This window comes from Xanthomonas sp. MLO165 (assembly GCF_018831305.1).
Taxonomy (GTDB): domain Bacteria; phylum Pseudomonadota; class Gammaproteobacteria; order Xanthomonadales; family Xanthomonadaceae; genus Xanthomonas; species Xanthomonas arboricola.
Genome location: NZ_CP029263.1, coordinates 4,327,408 through 4,346,180, shown reverse-complemented (window position 1 = coordinate 4,346,180; position 18,773 = coordinate 4,327,408). Strand labels below are relative to the sequence as shown.

The following is an 18,773-nucleotide window of genomic DNA, read 5'->3' as shown; positions in this document are numbered from 1 at the left end:
CCAGTCGTCCAATATCAGATAGGCGAGGGGGGTAGGTCGAGGGTGCTAGGCGAGGGGGTAGGTCGAGGGTGCGGCGCCCTCACCGCTTGCGGGACACGCCGTGAATCCGTCCGTGTAGGCTCCTTGGCGGCATTGATGCCGCCAAGGGTCTCGCAACCGGCGGGGGTCCCGCACTAGCGAGTTGGTCGGCTGCTTTCTCGAAAGCGTGTTCCTGAGCTTGTGGCGGGCAGAGGAGACGTTTGTCAGTTGCGCGTTGAAAACCTGTCTGCCGCGCGGCTTGGGATGGGAAGCCGGTGGCATACACCGTGATCCGAACACCCGATGTCTTGCCTTGCTTGCCCGCGCGCACCGACCATCTCCACTGGTCCTTGCCTGCCTACCGTCGCGGGACCTTACGCGGCATGGATGCCGCGTAAGAGCCTACAGGGACGTACTTGCGGCGTGTCCCGCGATGGTAGGCGGGCAACGACCCTGCAGCCAATCCGCAGATCAGCCGCTCTCGAATTGGCCTGGCTCTACAGTCGAGCTAACCGCAACCCCGATCCCCAAAGACATAAGACATTCGCTGGCCCGTGGTGCGTGCCCTAGCGAGGAAGTTGAAGGCTGCTTTGTCAGCTTGGCGTAGCTGTCAGAGAAGTGGCTGCTCCGTCAGTCGCCCGGTGTGCGGGGTGTGGATCAGCGGGGCCAGATCGAAGCCCTGCTCGCGCGCATGCGCCAGATAGGCCTGGGTGGTGTTTTCGTCCAGTTGCGGCAGCCTTGCCAGCAGCCACAGGTACTTGCGGTCGGGTCCGCCGACCAGCGCGGCGGTGTAGTCCGCATCGATGCGCATCACCCAGTAATCGCCTTTGGTGAACGGAATCCAGCGCAGGCCTTCGGGCAGGAAGGTGACCTCCAGTCGTGCATTGCTGTCGTCGATGGCGCGCGCCTGCCCGATCGCTTCTTCCAGCTCGCCCTCGGCGGTCAGGCAGCGGTTCTGCACCCGCACAGTGCCATCGTCCTGCAACGAATAGTGCGCCGACACATCGGTGCAATCGGCATCCTCGAAGCGAATCGGCAGCCGTGCGATTTCGTACCAGGTGCCCAGATAACGATTCAGATCCAGGGACGGGACGGTGACTAGGTCGGGAAGTCGGCTCATGACGGCCTCTGCGCAATGGGAAGGCGGACGTTGTACGTGCATCGCCATGAAATGGATGTTGCGACGCTGGAGAGAGCGTGTGGACGTATCGGCGGATGCTGTGCCGCCGGATGGAAGCACGCGTACGCGCCCTGCCGACGAACCGGCAGCAGATAACCCTTCGATGGAGACAGCGATCGATCGCATTGCCGTCTGGAATTCCTTAGCATCCTAACGAAACTGCGCGGCATCGTCGTACGGTGGACCACTGCCACCACGTTGAGGCGTTTGGATCGGCGCTGCTACGCCGCGCTCGCCGTGCCGATGGCGCGCGCTGCTACGCCGCGCTCGCCGTGCCGATGGCGCGATCCAGTTTGCGGTAACCAATGGCCTCGGTCAGATGCCGGGTGGCAATGGCCGCACTGTCGTCGAGATCGGCAATGGTGCGGGCCACGCGCAGGATGCGATGCATCGAGCGTGCGGAGAGCTGCAGGTGTTCGATGGCGCGTTCCAGCAGCACCTGATCGTCGCCTTCCAGGCGGCAGTGGTCATCGGTCTGTGCCTGATCCAGGTGAGCGTTGGGTGCGCCGGCACGCGCGAGTTGCCGTTGGCGTGCGGCGACCACGCGGGCACGCATGCTGGCGCTGTCTTCGCCGGGATCGCCGCTGCGCAAGGCCTGCGGGGGCAGTCGCGGCACTTCGACATGCAGGTCGATCCGGTCCAGCAACGGGCCGGAGATGCGGCTGCGATAGCGGCGGATGCTGTCGCTGCTGCAGCGGCAGCGCCCGCTGCCATCGCCGGCCCATCCGCACGGGCATGGGTTCATGGCAGCAACCAGCTGGAAGCGTGCCGGGAAATCCACGCTGCGCGCGGCGCGCGAGATCGTCACCAGGCCGGATTCCAGGGGCTCGCGCAACACTTCCAGCGTCTGCCGTTGCCATTCGGGCAATTCGTCCAGAAACAGCACGCCGTTGTGGGCCAGCGAGATCTCGCCCGGGCGCGGATGCGTGCCGCCCCCGACCAATGCGACCGCGCTGGCGGTATGGTGCGGAGCCCGGTAGGGCCGCTGCCGCCAGCGCGCAAGATCCAGCCCGCGGCCGCTGACCGAGGTAATGGCAGCGGTTTCCAGTGCCTCGGCCTCGCTGGATTCCGGCAACAGGCCGGGCAGGCGCGAGGCGAGCAGGGTCTTGCCGCAGCCAGGGCTGCCGACCAGCAATAAATGGTGACCACCGGCAGCGGCGATCTCCAGCGCGCGACGCGCGTGCGGCTGGCCGCGCACATCGGCCATGTCGGGCAGCGCGCGCGCGCCGAGCGCCGGAACCGCTACTTCGGCAGCGGGCGCCCGTTGGCTGCCGTTGAGCGCGGCGCAGACTTCCAGCAGCGTACGCGCGGTGAAGGCCTCGACGTGCCCGGCGACAGCCGCTTCGGCACCATTGACTAGCGGCACGATCAGCCGTCGCCCGGCCTGCGCGGCAGCCAGGGCGGCCGGCAGCACGCCATCGACGCCGCGCAATTCGCCGGTCAGCGCCAGCTCGCCGAGAAACTCGTAGTCGGCAAGGGTTTGACGATCGATCTGCCCGCTGGCGGCCAGGATGCCGAGGGCGATCGGCAGGTCGAAGCGGCCGCCTTCCTTCGGTAAGTCGGCCGGGGCCAGGTTGATGGTGATGCGCCGGGCGGGAAATTCGAATTGTGCGCACAGCAGCGCCGCACGCACGCGTTCGCGCGATTCGCGTACCGCAGCCTCGGGCAGGCCCACGATCTGGGTGGAGGGAAGCCCGCCGGAGAGATGCACCTCCACCCGGACCTCAGGTGCATGCACCCCCACGCGGGCACGGCTGTGCACCAGCGCCAGACTCATGGTGGACGGCCCCGATCAGGGAGCGGCAGGTGGCGCTGTGGGCGGCGTCGCGGGTGCGCGGGCTTCCAGCGCGGCCACGGCTTGCTCCAGCGCGTCGAGTTTTTCGCGCGTGCGCAGCAGCACCGCGCGCTGCACGTCGAACTCTTCGCGGGTGACCAGATCCAGCTTGCCCAGGCCGGCCTGCAGCGCGCCCTTGAAGGTGCTCTGCAGTTCTTCGCGCGATTGGCGCAGGCCCGGCGGCACCAGGTCGCTGAGGCGGCGGGCGAGGTCGTCGAGCTGGTTGAAATCGATCATGGGTGTTCTCCGCAGGTCCGTAGGAAGCCTAGTGCAGGCCGGGACACGCGGGACATCGGCAAGGCAGTCGGCAGGCGGTAAGGATAGTCCCATTCGACTGTCGGCCGCGGTGACGGCCGCGCGCCACGGGGTGAGTGTTACGGCCGTCCACGGTATGCTGCGCGCCCTGTCATGCCGCTGGATCTGCACCGATGAAAATGATCATGGCCATCGTCAAACCGTTCAAGCTCGACGATGTGCGCGAAGCGCTCGCCGGCTGCGGGGTGGCAGGCATCACGGTCACCGAGGTCAAGGGCTTCGGGCGCCAGAAGGGGCACACCGAGCTGTATCGCGGTGCCGAATACGTGGTCGATTTCCTGCCCAAGGTGAAGATCGAAGTGGCGGTGACCGACGACCAGGCCGAGCGCGTGGTCGAAGCCATCGTGACCGCGGCCGGGACCGGCAAGATCGGCGACGGCAAGGTGTTCGTCTACGACCTGGGCAGCGTGGTGCGCATCCGCACCGGCGAGCTGGACAGCGACGCGCTGTAAGGCGTCAGCGGGCAGCGCCTTTGGCCGCTGCTGCGCCGTTGGTACTCAGGCGATTGGCCGATTGCTGAGATACCGCACCCGTCATCGCCCGATTGCCGCGACACAGCGCCACGGTGTCCACCACTGCGTCGTGGGTCACCGTTCGCCGTGGGTAGGCGGCATCTGGCATCGATGGCCGACGCGTCTGCGAGACGGTGCTCCGTGCGCAACCTCATCCGGGGCAGTTGGCCCGCGACATGACCCGAGCGGTAACACGCCCACGCGTGTGCTCATACCATTTCAATACCGCAGATCAAATCCGGCGCCTGAGGCCAGCAGCGGCCTCAACGTTGTGCCGTCACGCAGCCCGCCCTTCTGCTCTCAAGAAATGTCGTGAGGCCGGGCCCGCTTGTCGCCACGCGACGACTTGCCTACTCTAGGGCCTAATACCATTTCAATACCGGAGTTCGGGGATGAAGCGACGCGATAGGAAGTCGGGCTTGCGCCCGCTCTCGCTCTGGCTGGCAGCGGGCCTGGCAGCGGCAACCGTCCCCGCGCTGGCACAGCCGGTCACCCAGCCGGCGATCTTCCCCACGCCGGTTTCGATCACGCTGCAGGGCGGCACCGTCACGCTGGGTCAGTCAGTGGTGCTGGTGGCGGCGCCGGGTGCGGATCCGGAATCGGTCGCGCTGGTACGCCGCATCCTCGGTGCGGCCGGCGTCACCAAGATCGCCACCGCGGCGCGTCTGCCAGCCACGCTCGACCGCCCGCACATCGTGCTCGGCACCGGTGAGGCGGCAGTGGTGCGCGATGCGCTGACCCGCAGCAAGGCGGTACAGGACACCCACAAGGAGGGCTATACGCTCGCCAGCGTGGCGCTCGGCACCGGCAGCCTGATCACGCTGGCCGGTCATGACAACGACGGGCTGTTCCATGCGGCGCAGACGCTGCGCCAGCTGGTCGAGCGCCCGGCCATTCCGACCCTGGCGATCCAGGATCATCCGGCGATGCCGATCCGCGGCACCATCGAAGGTTTCTACGGCGCGCCATGGTCGATGGCCGACCGCAGCAAGCACATCGCGTTTCTCGCCCGCAGCAAGGCCAATACCTTCATCTACAGCCCCAAGGACGACCCGTACGCGCGCGATCGCTGGCGCGAGGCATATCCGGCCGCGACGCTGAAGGCGCTGGGCAAGCTGGCGGCCACCGCCAGGCGCAACCATGTCGACTTCGTCTATGCGATCTCGCCGGGGCCGTCGGTGTGCTTCTCCGATCCGGCCGATGCCAAGGCGCTGCTGCGCAAGTTCGATGCCTTCCGTGCGCTGGGCGTCCGCAGCTTCTACGTGGCGCTGGACGATATCGAATACACCAAGTGGAACTGCGAGCGCGACAAGACCACCTTCGGCGCGTCCGGCGCGCAGGCGGCCGGTATCGCGCAGTCGCATCTGCTCAACCTGGTGCAGGCCGATCTGGTCGCCCGCCACGATGCAGCCTCGGAGCTGATCATGGTGCCGACCGAGTATTACGACGCCAAGGAAAGCCCGTACAAGGAAGCGCTGCGCAAGCATCTGGACCCGAAGATCGTGGTGCAGTGGACCGGCACCGACGTGGTGCCGCCGGCCATTTCCATTCCCGATGCACGCGCGGCCACCAAGGCGTTCGGCCGCAAGACGCTGCTGTGGGACAACTACCCGGTCAACGATTTCGAAACCTCGGCCGGGCGCCTGCTGATGGCGCCGTACGCGCGGCGCGAGGCCGGCCTGTCGGCGGAGTTGTCCGGCATCGTCTCCAACCCGATGAATCAGGAAGTGCCCAGCCGGGTCGCGGTGATGGGGCTGACCGCCTTCGCCTGGAACGACACCGGCTACGACGCCCAGCGCACCTGGCATGCCGCCGCACGCGACCTGGCCGGTGGCGACGCGCAGGTGACCGCTGCGCTGCTGACCTTCTTCGATACCCAGCATCTGGCGCCGACCTTCGGCAGCCAGCCGTGGCAGGAACAGGCGCCGCGGCTGAAGGGGGTGCTCGACCATGTGCGCGAGGCGATCGCGCTCGGCGATGCGGCAGCGCGCAGCCAGGCCATCGCCGAGCTGGCGCGCACGGCCGATGCGTTCGCGGCCGCGCCGCAGAGCATTCGTGCCGGTGTGGCCGACAAGGGCTTTGCGGAACAATCGCGCCCCTGGCTGGAGGCGATGGAAGGCTGGGGCCGCGCGCTGCAGCAGACCGCAGCCGGGCTGGATGCCGCCAATCGCGGTGACGCGCAGGCAGCAGTTGCGTTTGCCGATGCCAAGCGGATCGCCGCCGAAGCCGCGGCGATCCCCTCGATCCCCGGCGCCACGCGCTTCGGTGGCCCGGTCAAGATCGCCGATGGCGTGCTGGACCGCTTCGTCGCCGACGCGCCGCAACTGATCGCCTACCGCGCGCCGTCGGCAGGCGAAGCGGCAAGCGCGCAGTGAGGAGCCGGGGCGGCGACCGGACGACCGGCTAGCCGCCTGGAGGGCGCCGCCGGTGCGCTGCGTCGGCGTATACCCCTGTCCCCGGCGATTCCTCCCGCGCCGTTGCGCACCGCCTGGCGCTTGCTCGCCAGGAAGATCGGCGCACTGTTGGCGTGGCATCGGGATGGCCAGGCTTGCAGCCCGGTGGGAGTGGCCCGCGTCGCCGGATCAGCACGCGGGACGCAGATCGATATACGTTGTTGCGCTGGTGCCGGTGCTGGATGCAGGGCGCGGTTGCATGTCACCGGCCAGGCATCGCGCCCGGCGCGCGCTGCATTGGCGGCGGGTGGCCGTGGCCTGCCGGTCAGCGGGTTTCAGTCGGCACTGGTTGGCTGCGCATCGCGCTTGAGGTGCCGATACAGCCGCTTCCAGCTGCCGCGGATGGTGCGTACCCAGCGCGGCTCGGCGCTGCGTGCGGCCTCGTCGGCGGTCGGCGCGATCCCGGCCAGGCGCTGGCGCATCTTCTGGAAATTGGCCAGGTCGCTGCGCTGCAGTTGCCGCGCCAGCGTGCCGCGCCGCAACCAGCGCGGGAAGCGCCAGGCCGAGGTGAAATCGATCAGCACCGGCACGCCGGCACTGATCACCACATTGGTGCCGTGCAGATCGTTGTGGGTGATGCCGACGGCGTGCAGGCGGCGCAGCGCCTGCTGCAATTGTTGGAACACTTCCTGGCCGACCACCGCACTGGCGCTGAGGGTGTCGCCGGGGATGAACTCCATGCCCAACGCCAGCCCGCCCAGCGTGCCGAGCAGGGCCGGCGCGTGCCGCCAGCCGTGCAGGCGGGCCAGCATCTTGGCCTCGTGCCGCACCATCAGCCGCGCGATCGGCGCCAGCAGCGTACGGCGGTAGCGGCTGTAGTCCTTGACCACCGCCAGCTGCCCATCCAGATGCGTGCGATAGACGTTGGGCTCGAGCAGCCGGGTGCCCTGCTTGAGCAGCACGGGCGTGACGATTTGCAGGCTGGAGGTGTCCAGCGGCTGGTAATGCATGGCAAGTCTCCGGACCTTGGCGGCGCGGAGGAATCACGCGTCTGGCAGGTTCACGATGATCGCGGGGGATCGGTCCGGTGAATTTTAGAACTTGCGAGTACTGAAATTACATTTGTTTAACAAATGAAATGTTCCGGAAGTGGAACGGCCCGAAGAATCAATAGCTTGCCGCGTCAGCTGCAGTCAATCTTGTCGATATGTCCATACGACGCGCTGCCTGCAGCGGGCGTGCGTGGAGCGAAGCGCATGTCGTACCCGTCGGCAGGAGCGCTTCTCGGGGCGGGCTGGCCGCGCACTGTGCGCACCGATGGTCAGCGATCACAGCCCTTCTTGACAGCTGCTGAGACTCGATTCACTGTGCCGGCTGCGGTCAGGGGGCTGCATCACACGTCAGGATCGGCACGTCCACGCGGACGATGCCTGAAGCCGAGTACGCGCACGATCCGGTGATGCTGGGAAAGCCCCCGAATGGGACAGCAACTGCGCCACTTCCGGACGCCGCCAGGTCACGCCTGCGTGCGCATGGATGCGGGGACGATGGAGGACGACTCATTGGGGAATGCAATGAAAAGGACCGCAACATGGCTGTTGGCCTGCACGGCGCTGGGCTGCGTTTCCGACGCGGCCGCACAGTCGTTGTCGCGTGGCTGGGACACCTATCGGCAACAGCAAAAGCAGCAGGCTGGCACCCAGGGGGCCACCGCACCGGCAGCGCCACCGTCCGGCCCGTCGCAGGACGGTACCGCCGCAGGACAGACGGCAGTGCAAGCCAGTGCAGCCGACGAAACCGGCGGATTCACCACGGTGACGGCACAGACGCCTGCAGTGGCGGCACCGCCCGCAACGGCGCCTGCCTACGTTGCGCCTGCACCACGCCAACAAGAGCCGCGCCTCAAGAGCGGCATGTTCTTGGGCGCGCAGGCCGGCGACGCCAAGGTGTTCGAGGGCAACAAGCAGGACATGGCAGGTTTCAACGTCGGTTACCGCTGGCGTGCTGGTCCGGTCACGCTGGTGGGCATTGAAGTGGCCACCGGAAAGGTCGACGGTTCGAAGGATGCGGATGGCTTTGTCGTCATTCCGACAGTGGACTTCGGCAGCATCGGCGCAACGGCGCGCTTCAACTTCGGCAATACCCCCGTGTTCGCCTTGGTACGCGCGGGCTATTGGGGCGGCGAGGCAAAAGGCGAGGATTACACCGAGCGTGTCTACGGCGCATATCTGGGTGCGGGCCTCGGTGTGGATATCGGCAAGCATTTCAGTCTGAGCGCCCTCTATACCAACTACCTGTACGCCGACGAGTACTACGACGACTACGAAGACATCACCATCAATCGTGCCGAAGTGCTGAGCGTCGGCGCCGAAATCCGCTTCTGAGTCGGCGATAAAAACAGCGTTGTGCACACAGCAAGGCGGATGGCGACATCCGCCTTGTTACCGTTGGGGCTGTATGAAGCGCTCAGTGATCCGGTACTGCGCACGCTTGGTCGGAACGCTGATCGGGACCACGAAGGCACGGATGTGGTGTCATACAAGACAACGCTGCGGCGCAGGCGATCACGACGAGGAAGGTATGGAGGTCTTTACGCAATTCCTGACCGACGAACAGGACCCGGTGGCCGTGGGCAAGATCCTGCCCAAGGTGAACGAGCTGCTGACGCGGGACGAGCAGGTCGAGTACATCGCAGTGCAGAAGAAAATGATGGTGAACCTGTCGCCGGCCGCGGTGGTGCTGACCACTCGCAGATTCATCGTGGTGCACCCCACGCTGTTCGGGATGACGTTTCGCGATGTCCCCTGGCGCGAGGTGCTCGACGTGCACATGAGCGAGCAGATGCTGGGAGCGACGATCATGTGCCGCACCACGCAAGGCGGCTACCTGTCCATCGACAGCCTGCCCAAGAAGCAGGCCCGGCGGGTCTACGCCTATGCGCAGCAGGTGGAGGAATCGGCCTACGAAAAGCGCCAGCAGCTGGAGTTCGACAAGTTGCGCGCATCGGCAGGTGGCGTGGTGGTGCACGCACCCACCGCGCAGGGCAGCGCGTCCTCGTCACCGCAGAGCACGGCAGCGGCCGCGGACGATCCGATCCAGGTGCTGAGCAAGCTCAAGCAACTGCTGGATGCGGGACTGGTGACCCAGGAAGAGTTCGAAGCCAAGAAAGCCGAGGTGCTGGCGCGGTTGTAGCGTGCTCTGCACGGTTGCCTGGTCACGGCCTGGCCGTGATTACTGGCGCGCCGCCCGCATCCGCTGGCGGCGCGCTACGGTGCGTGAGCCGTGCTTACTCGCCCAGTGCCTTGGCCACGAACGGCGGTGCGACCAGCACGCCGGTATGCAGGTGGGCGGTGTAGTACAGCGTCTCGAAGCCCTTGGCCTGCGCAGCGTCCTGGCGGAAGGCGAAATCGGCGTTGGCCTGCTTGCTGGCCATGGTCACGCTCCACCAGCCGGTCGGGTAGCACGGCTGCGGGAACGGCAGGGTCTTGAACGACTGGAAGCCGGCCTTGCCCATTTCGGTACGCATTTCCTTGATCAGCTCGAGCAGCGCCAGTGGCGATTCGGACTGCTGCACCAGGATGCCGTCGTCCTTCAATGCCTTGAAGCAGCTCTCATAGAAGGCCTTGTTGAACAGGCCCTCGGCCGGGCCGACCGGGTCGGTGGAATCGACGATCACGATGTCCACGCTGCCGGCCGGGCAGTTGGCCATGTAGGCCACGCCGTCGTCGAACAGCAGCTCGGCGCGCGCATCGTGGTTGGAATCGCACAGCTCGGGAAAATACTTCTCCGACATGCGGGTGACCTGCTCGTCGATGTCGCACTGGGTGGCGCTTTCCACGCCCGGGTGCTTGAGCACCTCGCGCAGGGTGCCGCAGTCGCCGCCGCCGATGATCACCACGCGCTTGGGCGCGGCGTGGGTGAACAGCGCCGGATGGCTGATCATCTCGTGATAGAAGAAATTGTCGCGGCTGGTCAGCATCACCGCGCCGTCGATCAGCATCAGCTTGCCCCAGTCGGTGGTCTGGTAGATCTCGATCTTCTGGAACGGGGACTGCACCTCGTCCAGCTTGCCGCTGATGCGGAAGCCGATCGCCGAGCCGGTCGGCTGGAAATGTTCGATGTACCAGTTGTCGTTGGCGCTCATGCAAGGTCCTGAAAGATGGGGCTGTTCCTTCTCCCACTTGGGAGAAGGTGGCGCGAAGCGCCGGATGAGGGTCGGGCGCAGCCGCGCACAGGCAAGCTGCTGGCGGCCATCCCGAACCCCCGCCAACCCCGCTCCAATCAGGAGCAGGGCGTGAAGTCGGCGCGGATTGTAACGGACCCTGCGCGTGCCAGGCGTTACACTTCACGCCCTTTTTGCCCCAGCCGAGTCAGCGAAATGAGCGATTGGTCCCTCGACCAAGCCCGCAAGACCTATTCGATCCCGCATTGGGCCGACGGGTATTTCGATGTGAACGACGCCGGACATGTGGTGGTCACGCCGACCAGCGACGGTCCGTCGGTGTCGTTGCCCGAGGTGGTGGACGCCGCGCGCGCAGCTGGCGCCAAGCTGCCGCTGCTGGTGCGTTTCCCGGACATCCTGGGCCAGCGCCTGGGCAAGCTGCAGGCGGCGTTCGCGCAGGCGCAATCCGAATGGGACTACGCCGGCGGCTACACGGCCGTCTACCCGATCAAGGTCAACCAGCATCGCGGCGTGGCCGGCACGCTGGCCAGCCACCACGGCGACGGCTTCGGCCTGGAAGCGGGCAGCAAGCCGGAGCTGATGGCGGTGCTGGCGCTGTCGCGTCCGGGCGGGCTGATCGTCTGCAATGGCTACAAGGACCGCGAATACATCCGCCTGGCGCTGATCGGTCGCAAGCTCGGCCTGCAGACCTTCATCGTCATCGAAAAGCCCTCCGAGCTGAAGCTGGTGCTGGAGGAGGCGCGCGCGCTGGACGTCAAGCCGGGTCTGGGCGTGCGCATGCGCCTGGCCTCGCTTGGCGCGGGCAAGTGGCAGAACAGCGGTGGCGACAAGGCCAAGTTCGGGCTGTCGCCACGGCAGGTGCTGGACCTGTGGAAGACCCTGCGCGACACCGAGTACGCCGACAGCCTGCAGCTGCTGCATTTCCACATGGGCTCGCAGATCTCCAATGTGCGCGACATCGCCAACGGCATGCGCGAGGCCACGCGCTACTTCGTGGAGCTGTCGCGGCTGGGCGCCAGGATCAGCCATGTGGACGTCGGCGGCGGCCTGGGCATCGATTACGAAGGCACGCGCTCGCGCAGCTATTGCTCGATCAACTACGGCCTGCATTCCTACGCCAGCAACATCGTGCAGCCGCTGGCCAGCGCCTGCGAAGAGCACGGCCTGACCCCGCCGCGCATCGTCACCGAATGCGGCCGCGCGATGACCGCCCACCATGCGGTGCTGATCGCCAATGTGTCCGAAGTGGAGCAGGCGCCGGAAGGTCGCGTGCCGGACGCACACGACGACGAGCCGGCAGCGATCCGCCACCTGCGCGAGATCCATGACGAGCTCGATGTGCGCCCGGCGGTGGAACTGTTCCAGGAGGCGCAGCACTTCCATGCCGAAGGCTTGAGTGCGTATGCACTGGGCCAGATCGACCTGACCCACCGCGCGCGTATCGACGACCTGTTCTATGCGATTGCGCATGGCGTGCGTGCACGCCTGAGCTTCGACGAGAAGAGCCATCGCCCGGTGCTGGACGAGCTCAACGAGCGGCTGGTGGACAAGTACTTCGTCAACTTCAGTGTGTTCGAGTCGATTCCGGATGTGTGGGCGATCGACCAGGTGTTCCCGATCGTGCCGATCGAGCGCTTGAACGAAGCGCCGCAGCGGCGCGGCATCATCGCCGACATGACCTGCGACTCGGACGGCATGGTCAAGACCTACGTCGAGAACGAAAGCCTGGACAGCTCGATGCCGCTGCACACGCTGAATCCGGGCGAGAGTTATCGCATCGGCTTCTTCCTGGTCGGTGCCTACCAGGAAATCCTGGGCGATATCCATAACCTGTTCGGCGATACCGATGCGGTGGAAGTGGCCGTGGACGGCGATGGCTATCGCATCGCGCAGCAGCGCCGCGGCGATACCACCGATGTGATGCTGGACTACGTGGGCTATCGGCTTGACACGCTGCGTGCGACCTATGCCGATCGCATCGCCGCCGCGCAGCTGTCGCCCGAGCGCGCACAGGAATTGAGCGATGCGCTGGAAGCAGGGTTGACCGGTTACACCTATCTGTCCGACGAACCGTTGGGCTGAGGCACTGCGCGCTGCGGGGGCCGTGGCGCGCCATGCTGTTTTCACCCTGGCGCGCACTGCATTGACGCGACGGCCCGCAGCATCGCTGCGCGGCCGTAATGTGGCGTAACTCATGTTCATTATCTGGTGCCATCGCCGGACGCCATGGTTTCTACGCGCCCTGGCCGAGCCCGGTAAGGCATTGCCTGCAACGACGGCGTGCCACGATCAACGCCATCGGCCCAGCCAGGGCCAGGCAATCACCAGCAACAGCTGTGCATACGTGATTGCCTCAGCATGGCAATGACAATCAAGTAACCGTGGCGTGACCGCACGGTTGCAGACGGCATTGCAAAAAATCACTGTATTTTGCGAAGTGGTTGCGCCGGTAATGCAATAACGTCAATGCCGTTGCACACAATGGTCTTAGTGCATGCGGCCATGGGCGCGGCGCAAGCCATGCAAAATTCCCGGAAAAAAGCCTTCACCGGCTGCGGTGCGATGCATGGCCGTCGGTTCGGTAGCGCGCAACCGCCGCAAAAACGCGCGCTGTGGACGTATGCATCCAGAACATTAGTTGAAATCACACTTCGGCAAAAAATTTTCGCAGGCGACGCGGATTTCGTGATTTTTGCACGGTTTATCGCGGTGGCTAATTGTTAGTGTTTGTTTAACTTGTCGGGAAACAAGTGCTTTTAGCAATGTCGTTGCACGTCGTGGTAGCGACGCTGCACGTCGCTTCGTGGTGCGTTCCCATTGTGCGTTTCCATCGTATATCGCCGGCATGCGTTGGCGGTCGTCGGTGTCTCTTACCTCACGTTCTCAAGGCCAGGTGCTGATCCGGCGTCCCACTGACCGCATTGCGGACATGGCGCACCGGGCGACTGCGCGCCACACAAGAAGGATGCACGCAATGCACACTGACGACTCTCCGGTGTTTCCCCTGACCAAAGCGCAACGCGGCCTGTGGGTGGCCAGCAAGTTGCATACCGACAACACCTTGATGTTGTCCGAAGCCCTGGAAATGTTTGGCCCGCTGGATCCGCAGCTGCTGATCCGCGCCAGCATGCAGCTGACGCGCGAATTCGACACGCTGCGGCTATGCATCGCCGAGCACGACGGCGTGCCGCATCAGGTGGTCCTGCCCGAATACACCGCCGCGATTCCGTATTTCAACGTCAGCGAAGATCCTTCCCCGCGCAACGCCGCCGAGCATTGGGTCGACGAAGAAATCCGCAAGCCGGAAGATCTGCAGAACGGGCCGTTATGGCATTGCGCGGTGTTTCGCCTTGGCGAAGACCACCATATGTGGGTGCAATGCGTCAGCCATCTGGTGATGGATGGCTATTGCGCCTCGATCATGATGCAGCGCATGGCGGTGCTGTATAACGCCTACGCAGAAAACATCGAGCCGGAGCCTGCACAGTACGGCAGCGCGCTGTCGCTGATCGAGCTGGAACAGCAGTATCGCGAGTCCGATCGTTTTCAGCGCGACCGCAGCTACTGGATGCAGCAGCTGGCCGACCTGCCGCCGCCGGCGACCCTGGCGCGTCCGGGCAATCACCTGTCGACCGGCTTGTTGCGTGGCACCGGACAGTTCTCGCCGCAGCAGGTGGTGCGGCTGCGCGCGCTCGGCAAGGACTATGGCGCCAGCCTGCCGCAGATGCTGATTTCGCTGATCGCCGCGTATTACTACCGTTGCACCGGTGCCGAGGATCTGGTGCTGGCCATGCCGGTGACCGGCCGCATCAATGCGCGCTACCGGCAGACCGCAGGCCTGGTGGCCAATGTGATTTCGCTGCGCCTGAAAATGGATCCGCAGCAGCCGGTGCATGCGCTGTTCGCGCAGGTGTCCTCGGTGGTCAGGCATGCGCTGCGCCACCAGCAATACCGCTTCGAGGACGTGCGCCGCGATCTGGGCATGTTCGGGATCGATCAGAAGTTCGCACGCCTGGCAGTGAACATCGAAGCCTTTGACTACGCACTGCGCTTTGGCCAGGCCTATGCGATGCCGCATAACCTGTCCAACGGCCCGGCCGACGATCTGACCATCTTCTGCTACGAGCGCGGCGACGGTGCCGCGTTGCGCTTCGATCTGGATGCCAATCCGGCGCTGTACGACAGCGACGAGCTGGCCGAGCACTGCCGCCGCCTGACCCATCTGGCCGATGCGGTGCTGGCCGATCCGGAATGCGCGTTGGGCCAGATTGATGTGCTGGGCGATGCGGAACGCCGCCGCCTGTTGCAGACCTGGAACGCCACCGCCGCAGCGCTGCCGGAGCCGGCCACGCTGCTGCACGGCATGCTGCAGCGTGCCGAGCTGATGCCGGCGGCAGTGGTGGTGCAATACGACAACCGCACCCTGGACTACGCCACGCTGTGCGAACTGGCCTCGCGCATCGCCGCGCAATGGGTGGCCGATGGTGTCCGCCCTGGCGACGTGGTCGCCATCGCGCTGCCGCGCAGCGAGCAATTGCTGGTGGCCCTGCTGGCGGTGATGTGGAGCGGGGCGGCGTATCTGCCGCTGGACCCGGAAAGCCCGGCCGCACGCAACCGGCAGATGCTCAACGATTCCGGTGCCATCGCGCTGGTCTGCGAGCCGGCGTTGTGTGAGCGCTATCTGCTCGGCGGCATGGTCTGGCTGGATCCGCGCCCGGCGGTGTTGCCGGCGGCAATCGCGCCGCTGGCCACGCCGGACGGTACGGCCTATGTGCTGTACACCTCCGGCTCGACCGGCGCACCCAAGGGTGTGGAAATCAGCCATCGCAACCTGTTCAATTTCCTGCATGCGATGGAGCATGAGCTTGCGTTGCGTCCGCGCGACCGCGTGCTGGCGGTCACCACCATCACCTTCGATATCGCCGGGCTGGAGCTGTATCTGCCGTTGCTGGTGGGTGCGCGCGTGGTCATCGCACCGGCCGGCATCACCCACGATCCACGCAGCCTGTCGCGGCTGATCGCGCAGGAGCAGATCAGCATGGTGCAGGCGACCCCGTCGCTGTGGCGCATCCTGCTGGCCAATCAGGATCTGGCGCTGGACCGTATCCACGCCCTGGTCGGCGGCGAAGCCCTGGTGCCGGAACTGGCGACCCAGTTGCTGAGCCGGGTCGGGCGCCTGACCCAGTTGTATGGGCCGACCGAAACCACGATCTGGTCGACCATCATGCCGTTGCAGCTCACCGACGCTGCCGCCCCGCCGATCGGCAGGCCGCTGCTCAATACCCGCGTCTATGTGCTCGATGCGCAGCGGCAACCGCTGCCGACCGGCGCGATCGGTGAGTTGTACATCGGTGGCGCGGGCGTGGCCAAGGGCTATCGCGGCAAGCGCCAGCTGACCAGCGAGCGCTTTGTGCGCGACCCGTTCGCCGACGACGGCAGCAACATGTACCGCACCGGCGACCGCGTGCGTCAGCGCCGCGACGGCATGCTGGAATTCATCGGCCGCGCCGATGCGCAATTGAAGATCCGCGGCCATCGCGTGGAGCCGGCCGAAATCGAAAACGCCTTGCTGCTCCACTCGCAGGTGGCGCAGGCGGTGGTGGTCGGTCATCGCGATGGCGACCACGACACACTGCAGTTGCTGGCGTATGTGGTGGGCAAGCATGGCGCGACGCCATCACCCGAGCTGTTGCGCGCCCATCTGCAGCAGCGCCTGCCGGCGTCGATGATTCCCACCTTGTGGGTGCCATTGCAGGCACTGCCGCTGACACCCAATGGCAAGCTGGATCGCCGCGCCTTGCCCTCGCCAGGTGCGCTGCCGCAGCGCGCGCATGTGGCGCCGCGCGATGCGCTCGAACAGCAGCTGGCCGCGATGCTGCAGGATGTACTGGGCATCGAAGTGGTAGGCGTCGAAGACAACTTCTTCGAGCTCGGCGGCGACTCGCTGCGCGCGGCAGAAATGGCAGCACGCTTCCCGCAGACGTTCGGTGTCGAACTGCCATTGGGTACCCTGTTCCATGCGCCGACGATCGCCGGCCTGGCCGAGGTGATCAAGCGCAACGCGCAGACTCCGAACGACCCGCTCGGCGTGCTGTTGCCGCTGCGTGCGGGCACCCCGGGTACGCCGCCGCTGTTCTGCATCCACCCGGTGGTCGGCCTGGGCTGGTCGTATCTCACCTTGCTCGGTCAGCTGGATCCGCAGTGGCCGGTGTATGCCTTGCAGTCGCCGGGCTTGAGCGACCCGCAGCATCGCCCGGAAAGCATCGAGGCGATCGCGCGCGATTACTTGGCGCGGCTGCGCACGGTGCAGCCACAGGGGCCGTACCGATTGATCGGCTGGTCGCTGGGCGGCTTGATCGCGCATGCCATCACTGCCGAACTGCATGCGCTGGGCGAAGAAGTCGAATTGCTGGCGATGCTCGACAGCTACCCGCACCTGGAGCAGGCCGCGTCGCTGCCGGAATCGGAAAACGTGCGTGCATCGGTGCATGCGCTGGGCCTGCATCTGGCACCCGGCCAGCCGATGCCCACCACCGTGGCCGAACTGGCCAGCCTGCTGTGCGATCACTACGGCTTGAACGACCTGCCCGCAGTGCGTCAGCTGCTCGAGCAACGCCCCACGTTGCTGGACGACATGGGCGGCATGACCCAGCACCACCTGCATCTGGCGCGGCGTCATCGTCCCAAGCCGCTGGACCAGGATGTGGTGTTCGTCGAAGCGAGCGTGCGCATGACCTCCGGCGGCGACGATACGGTGTGGGTGGATTACCGGCCGCAGGCCTGGCGCCCGTATGTGCGCAACCTGCAGCTGCATGTGCTGGACAGCGACCACCACTCGATGCTGTCGTCCACGCATGCGGCCACGCTCAGCGCACTGCTGCACGCGGCCACCACGAAAGCCGCACAACGCGATGGCAGCATCGCCACCGCCAGCGACGGGGTGGCCGAATATGCCTGAGTCTTCCGTCAACGCGGGACGCCGGCGCCCGGTGCTGATCGCCACCCTGGGCACGCATGGCGATGTGCGCCCGATCATCGCGCTGGGCCGTGGCTTGCAGGCGCGCGGTTATCCGGTACGGGTGCTGACCAGCGCCAACTTCGAAGCGCTGATCCGCGCCAATGGGCTGGACTTCTTCCCGCTCAGCGGCGACCACCAGAAACTGCTGCAGGGCCATCCGGATGTCGCCGAGATGCGCGGTGGCTGGCGCGGCATCTGGGGCACCTTGCGTGCGCAGCTGCTGGAGTGGGCGCGCGACTGGGCCGAGCAGGGCCGCGCGGCCTGTGCCGATGCCGGCCTGATTCTCGGCGTCGGCAGCGCCAGCCTGCTGGCGCATAGCCTGGGCCAGGCCTACGGCCTGCCGGTGGTGTTCACGCAATTGCAGCCGCTGACCGCCTCGCGGCATGTGCCGTTGATGGTCATGCCCACCGTACGCCTGCCCGGGCTGGTGAGCGTGGCGCTGCATCACGCGGTGCGCTTTGCCGGCTGGCAGCTGATGCGCCCGGCGCTCAACGGCATCGTGCGCCCGGCCTTGGGGCTGCCGGCATATCCGTGGAGCGGGCCCGATCGCAGCGCCCAGCGCGTGGTGTATGGCTACAGCGAGCATCTGTGCCCACGCCCGCCGGACTGGCCGGACCGGGCCCAGGTCAGCGGTTTCTGGCAGTTGCCGCAGCCGCAGTGGCAGCCACCGGCCGCGCTGCAGGCGTTTCTGCAGGCCGGCCCGCCGCCGCTGTATATCGGTTTCGGCAGCATGATCAGCAGCGATGCGGCCCAGCTCACCGCCATCGTCAAGGCGGCGGTGCGTCTGACCGGTCAACGCGCGCTGCTGGCCAGCGGCTGGGGCGGGCTGGCGGCTGCGGAAGACGCATCCGACGATGCCGAGCGCTTCTTCCAGCTGGAGCAGGCACCGCACGATTGGCTGTTTCCGCGGGTGGCGGTGGCGGTGCATCACGGCGGTGCCGGCACCACCGGTGCGGCGCTGGCTGCGGGGATTCCGTCGGTGGTGCTGCCGTTCGGCTACGACCAGCCGTTCTGGGCGCACTGCCTGGCCCAACGCGGCGTCGCCCCGCCGGCGCTCGCACGGGTCGGGCTGCAGCCGGAGACCCTGGCCGATGCCATCGGCCAGGCCAGCGCGCCGAGCATGCGCGCAGCGGCGCGCGCGCTGGGGCAGCGCATCCGCGAGGAGGACGGAATCGGCCGTGCGGTGGAGCAGCTGGAAGCCTGGGGATTGCTGCAACCGGCGCTGTCGGTGGCGCCGGCCGTGCGAATCGAGCAGCAGGCCGTCGCGTGACACAGGCCGATGCGTGATGGTTGACGCTGTGGGGGGAGCCACAGCGTCAA

General features: G+C 66.3%; 13 protein-coding genes. 8 read left to right on the top strand and 5 right to left on the bottom strand.

Annotated features, from left to right (window positions below; all coding sequences use genetic code 11):
- Window positions 1-628: 628 nt before the first annotated feature.
- The 3 genes from DGN21_RS18235 to DGN21_RS18225 form a co-directional block, all read right to left on the bottom strand.
- Complete coding sequence (locus DGN21_RS18235) at window positions 629-1,138, bottom strand: lipocalin family protein (RefSeq protein WP_202397356.1); 510 nt, start codon at window positions 1,136-1,138, stop codon at window positions 629-631.
- 316 nt (window positions 1,139-1,454) lie between these two features.
- A complete protein-coding gene (locus DGN21_RS18230) occupies window positions 1,455-2,975 on the bottom strand; it encodes a YifB family Mg chelatase-like AAA ATPase (protein ID WP_104543574.1) in 1,521 nt (506 codons plus the stop codon).
- A 15-nt stretch (window positions 2,976-2,990) separates the two neighbouring features.
- A complete protein-coding gene (locus DGN21_RS18225; RefSeq protein ID WP_039816672.1) occupies window positions 2,991-3,269 on the bottom strand; it encodes an accessory factor UbiK family protein in 279 nt (92 codons plus the stop codon).
- Between the two features lie 191 nt (window positions 3,270-3,460).
- Between DGN21_RS18225 and DGN21_RS18220 the strand changes: the two genes are divergently transcribed.
- Together DGN21_RS18220 and DGN21_RS18215 are read left to right on the top strand one after the other, a co-directional pair.
- Complete coding sequence (locus tag DGN21_RS18220; RefSeq protein ID WP_016904463.1) at window positions 3,461-3,799, top strand: P-II family nitrogen regulator; 339 nt, start codon at window positions 3,461-3,463, stop codon at window positions 3,797-3,799.
- A gap of 452 nt (window positions 3,800-4,251) precedes the next feature.
- A complete protein-coding gene (locus tag DGN21_RS18215) occupies window positions 4,252-6,234 on the top strand; it encodes a beta-N-acetylglucosaminidase domain-containing protein (RefSeq protein ID WP_215825014.1) in 1,983 nt (660 codons plus the stop codon).
- Window positions 6,235-6,587: 353 nt separating this feature from the next.
- Here DGN21_RS18215 and DGN21_RS18210 read toward each other — a convergent pair whose 3' ends face one another.
- On the bottom strand, window positions 6,588-7,262 hold the full coding sequence (locus DGN21_RS18210) for an RIO1 family regulatory kinase/ATPase (RefSeq protein WP_046344826.1): 675 nt from the start codon (window positions 7,260-7,262) through the stop codon (window positions 6,588-6,590).
- A gap of 564 nt (window positions 7,263-7,826) precedes the next feature.
- Here DGN21_RS18210 and DGN21_RS18205 point away from each other — a divergent pair.
- Both DGN21_RS18205 and DGN21_RS18200 read left to right on the top strand, forming a co-directional pair.
- Complete coding sequence (locus DGN21_RS18205; RefSeq protein WP_184551805.1) at window positions 7,827-8,636, top strand: outer membrane beta-barrel protein; 810 nt, start codon at window positions 7,827-7,829, stop codon at window positions 8,634-8,636.
- A gap of 196 nt (window positions 8,637-8,832) precedes the next feature.
- Window positions 8,833-9,444, top strand: coding sequence for a PH domain-containing protein (locus DGN21_RS18200; protein WP_184551804.1), 612 nt, complete (start codon window positions 8,833-8,835; stop codon window positions 9,442-9,444).
- A 94-nt stretch (window positions 9,445-9,538) separates the two neighbouring features.
- Here the strand turns inward: DGN21_RS18200 and speE are convergent, their stop codons facing one another.
- The gene (speE, locus tag DGN21_RS18195) at window positions 9,539-10,396 is read right to left on the bottom strand and encodes a polyamine aminopropyltransferase (RefSeq protein ID WP_024939717.1); all 858 of its coding nucleotides are present in this window, start codon (window positions 10,394-10,396) and stop codon (window positions 9,539-9,541) included.
- A 234-nt stretch (window positions 10,397-10,630) separates the two neighbouring features.
- On the opposite strand from speE, the gene speA reads away from it, so the two are divergent.
- The 4 genes from speA to DGN21_RS18175 all read left to right on the top strand — a co-directional run bounded on the left by speA (window position 10,631) and on the right by DGN21_RS18175 (window position 18,723).
- Window positions 10,631-12,517 (top strand): arginine decarboxylase, encoded by a 1,887-nt coding sequence (speA, locus tag DGN21_RS18190; RefSeq protein ID WP_104593419.1) that lies wholly within the window; start codon window positions 10,631-10,633, stop codon window positions 12,515-12,517.
- A 384-nt stretch (window positions 12,518-12,901) separates the two neighbouring features.
- Window positions 12,902-13,159: a hypothetical protein gene (locus DGN21_RS18185; RefSeq protein WP_146094227.1), complete on the top strand. Its 258-nt coding sequence runs from the start codon at window positions 12,902-12,904 to the stop codon at window positions 13,157-13,159.
- A 307-nt stretch (window positions 13,160-13,466) separates the two neighbouring features.
- The gene (locus DGN21_RS18180) at window positions 13,467-17,393 is read left to right on the top strand and encodes an amino acid adenylation domain-containing protein (RefSeq protein WP_252374716.1); all 3,927 of its coding nucleotides are present in this window, start codon (window positions 13,467-13,469) and stop codon (window positions 17,391-17,393) included.
- On the top strand, window positions 17,386-18,723 hold the full coding sequence (locus DGN21_RS18175; RefSeq protein ID WP_184578159.1) for a glycosyltransferase: 1,338 nt from the start codon (window positions 17,386-17,388) through the stop codon (window positions 18,721-18,723). The genes DGN21_RS18180 and DGN21_RS18175 overlap by 8 nt, the downstream gene beginning before the upstream one ends.
- Window positions 18,724-18,773: the final 50 nt, after the last annotated feature.

Bases quoted from the DNA above. Each gene is read 5' to 3' on its own strand.
- DGN21_RS18235 (WP_202397356.1), bottom strand. From the start codon at position 1,138: ATGAGCCGACTTCCCGACCTAGTCACCGTCCCGTCCCTGGATCTGAAT.
- DGN21_RS18230 (WP_104543574.1), bottom strand. From the start codon at position 2,975: ATGAGTCTGGCGCTGGTGCACAGCCGTGCCCGCGTGGGGGTGCATGCA.
- DGN21_RS18225 (WP_039816672.1), bottom strand. From the start codon at position 3,269: ATGATCGATTTCAACCAGCTCGACGACCTCGCCCGCCGCCTCAGCGAC.
- DGN21_RS18220 (WP_016904463.1), top strand. From the start codon at position 3,461: ATGAAAATGATCATGGCCATCGTCAAACCGTTCAAGCTCGACGATGTG.
- DGN21_RS18215 (WP_215825014.1), top strand. From the start codon at position 4,252: ATGAAGCGACGCGATAGGAAGTCGGGCTTGCGCCCGCTCTCGCTCTGG.
- DGN21_RS18210 (WP_046344826.1), bottom strand. From the start codon at position 7,262: ATGCATTACCAGCCGCTGGACACCTCCAGCCTGCAAATCGTCACGCCC.
- DGN21_RS18205 (WP_184551805.1), top strand. From the start codon at position 7,827: ATGAAAAGGACCGCAACATGGCTGTTGGCCTGCACGGCGCTGGGCTGC.
- DGN21_RS18200 (WP_184551804.1), top strand. From the start codon at position 8,833: ATGGAGGTCTTTACGCAATTCCTGACCGACGAACAGGACCCGGTGGCC.
- speE (WP_024939717.1), bottom strand. From the start codon at position 10,396: ATGAGCGCCAACGACAACTGGTACATCGAACATTTCCAGCCGACCGGC.
- speA (WP_104593419.1), top strand. From the start codon at position 10,631: ATGAGCGATTGGTCCCTCGACCAAGCCCGCAAGACCTATTCGATCCCG.
- DGN21_RS18185 (WP_146094227.1), top strand. From the start codon at position 12,902: ATGCCGTTGCACACAATGGTCTTAGTGCATGCGGCCATGGGCGCGGCG.
- DGN21_RS18175 (WP_184578159.1), top strand. From the start codon at position 17,386: ATGCCTGAGTCTTCCGTCAACGCGGGACGCCGGCGCCCGGTGCTGATC.